We start from the raw sequence: 2,461 nt of genomic DNA, 5'->3' as shown, positions 1-2,461 counted from the left end.
TAAACCGGCTTACCGGTAGTTGATCAAATACTCTTTTTTCCTGAACCGATATACCTCAACCAACTTCCCATCTTCCACAAATGATTTCTTATCACCAAACAGGCGCACCATGATTATTTTTATCCGGCTCGCCTGGAGCGTGTTCATCGCTGCTATGACACTCATACCCCCTTACCTCGCTTGCTTGACTTTATGGCCTGGATAACACCCCGGAATACTGAGATAGCACTTATTCCGTTTTTTCCGCTTCTTTCCTTCTAACCATTCATCCACAGCAGCCTCTAACGCCTCACAAAAAGCCCGATCTAACTCCCTTTGCCTACTCTGCATTGACTTTTCAAATTGAGGGATGGCATCGCTTACGAAGAAAGCCCTTCCCAAAGCCCTTCCCCATATCACGCCAGCAACAGCCAGCACCCCAAAAAACATACCAATCCCTATATAAACTTGAGGCTCCATATCTGATTAATCCTTTTTTCTTGTTTGCCAAAAGCAAAAGACAACACCAATCACCAACCCAGCAAAGGCACCACCCCGGCCAAACATCGAAGCCCCAAAAACAGTCGCCCCAATCAATGTCGATGAACAAGCCACCATATCCATTCTAAAATTCATCGTTTCACCTTGATTTTTTCCAATGGCTTATTGGCTTCTTTGCGGAAAAACTCGCATTCCTTCAGGCTGTTTATTTCTTCCACTGAGACCCCGGCCAGTTTCGCGACCCGTTGCGCGTCGTCTGCCTCCTGTTGTCCGTAATATTTCACCTTGCATTGAGTTAGAACGGTTTTCGGTATCTCGGCTATTCGCTGGCTCGCTGGCAACAGGATCAACCCGAATTTACGACCACGCCTCAATAAAATACCGAATTGCTCCGGGGCTTTGCCGGGGCTTGGGCAACCGTCCGCGATCTCCTCCAGAACGGCAAACATCGGTTTATCACCGTCCGCCGCCAAAAAGATCAACCGACAGAACCATTCAAGATTCGCCTTATTATTGTCCACGGTTAGCGCGAGCCGGAATTTTTTCCCGCTGGCAATAGCCTTAGACAGTGCCCTGGCAAACGTTGCCCGGTCGTGAAACCGGGTTGCCTGGTAATCTTCATCCGGATCAAAGAAAACGACCCGATCCGGCTTTTCCTTTTTCAAAAAGTCGATGATGGCCGTGGTTTTACCACCGCCAGACACCGCATTAAAAAAGGTATGACGGTTCGGGAGCCGGGTATTAGGATTCCTTGCCATCGTCCGCGCCCTGTTCGACCTGTTCCTGATTCGCCTTTGTCTTATCCATCATCACCCTTGGGGCTATCAGCATTGCAGTTGCACCGAAAAACACCATTTCCGGCGATGCTTCCGCATCCGGCAAGTATTTTTCAATAAGGTCGGCGGCAGCATTCGACCATGTGTTTTTTTCTTCAGGGGTTAGGTTCCAATGCTCCCCCTTCCGAGAAGCCACAAAACCGAAGCCCAGAGCCGCAAACGTGCCCACCATATCGGCCACGGCCTTATGTGAGTCACTGGCCTGAATTACTTCCGGTTCCTCTATGGCCTCCGGTGTCCATTGATCGCTTTCGGTTTTGTCCTGCTGCTCTGCAAGGACTGCCATTTGTTCCAGATCATCAGTTACCTGTTCTGCTGTTTGCTGTTCGCTCATCACGCGCCCCCCCCAATTTTGAATGGTATTAATACAATTGCCGCCAGCCCCGCCAGCACTGCCCAGCCGCCCTTGCTGCTTTCCGGCTTAGGGGGCTGCCTAGGTTCCGGCTTAGGGGCTTTCGCTTCGTCTGCTGGCTCCTGAGCCGCTGCCGGTGTTTTTGGTTGATCAGTGATGAGATTAGGGGGTGGGCTAGGGATTTCATCAACCTGCCACACAGTCTCCTGATAGAGCCGCGTTTGCAGTGCTGCCCCTTTCCGCATATCAACCCCGCATTTCTGGCAGCCGACGTATAGATAGCCCCTGGTGTTCTGTTTCACGCTCGCGGGTTCCCCGCACAGGTCACAGGGGATTATCCCCAGTTTTGGATTATTCGCCCTTGGCATCATCACCCTCCACCATTGTTCTGGTAATTGCCCTAACGTACGCCGCTTGAATATCATCAATCCCTAGCATTTCCTGCTGCATCATCAGCATTTCATCAGTGACCGCCTCCGGTTTTTTTGCATTAACCCCCGCCATCACTCCGTAAATGCAGCCACACAAAGTTTCCAACTTTTCAGCCTGCTTTTTTTGAGCTTCCACCACACCACCCATCAGCAAAGACGCGCTTTCCAGTGTGTTTTTGATTTCACCTGGCACCATCATTGATGATTGGGCTTTTTCTGCTGCCTGCCTCAATTCAAAAGCGATTTTTTCAAGTTCTTTGTAATCCATAGTTCCTACCCTGCCCCCATGGGTTCATAAAACCAACGGCCACCCCTTTCAACCACCTGCCGGGGTTCCGTACAGTTATTTACACAAGTCCAAG

At 50.3% G+C, this 2,461-nt stretch carries 5 protein-coding genes; all 5 read right to left on the bottom strand.

Annotated elements, in window-relative coordinates:
* Positions 1 to 9 precede the first annotated feature (9 nt).
* The gene (locus ACNRUY_RS26205; RefSeq protein WP_488114611.1) at positions 10 to 165 is read right to left on the bottom strand and encodes a hypothetical protein; all 156 of its coding nucleotides are present in this window, start codon (positions 163 to 165) and stop codon (positions 10 to 12) included.
* Between the two features lie 6 nt (positions 166 to 171).
* The gene (locus ACNRUY_RS26200) at positions 172 to 459 is read right to left on the bottom strand and encodes a hypothetical protein (protein WP_488114610.1); all 288 of its coding nucleotides are present in this window, start codon (positions 457 to 459) and stop codon (positions 172 to 174) included.
* Between the two features lie 152 nt (positions 460 to 611).
* Entirely contained in the window at positions 612 to 1,238 is a 627-nt protein-coding gene (locus ACNRUY_RS26195) for a hypothetical protein (RefSeq protein ID WP_488114609.1), read from the bottom strand.
* A complete protein-coding gene (locus tag ACNRUY_RS26190) occupies positions 1,222 to 1,650 on the bottom strand; it encodes a hypothetical protein (protein ID WP_488114608.1) in 429 nt (142 codons plus the stop codon). The genes ACNRUY_RS26195 and ACNRUY_RS26190 overlap by 17 nt, the downstream gene beginning before the upstream one ends.
* Positions 1,651 to 2,019: 369 nt before the next feature.
* The gene (locus ACNRUY_RS26185; RefSeq protein ID WP_488114607.1) at positions 2,020 to 2,367 is read right to left on the bottom strand and encodes a hypothetical protein; all 348 of its coding nucleotides are present in this window, start codon (positions 2,365 to 2,367) and stop codon (positions 2,020 to 2,022) included.
* Between the last annotated feature and the right edge of the window lie 94 nt (positions 2,368 to 2,461).

Source organism: Endozoicomonas sp. Z74 (assembly GCF_057680865.1).
The sequence above is the reverse complement of the archived record's forward strand: the minus strand, read 5'-3'. Positions and strand labels throughout refer to the sequence as shown.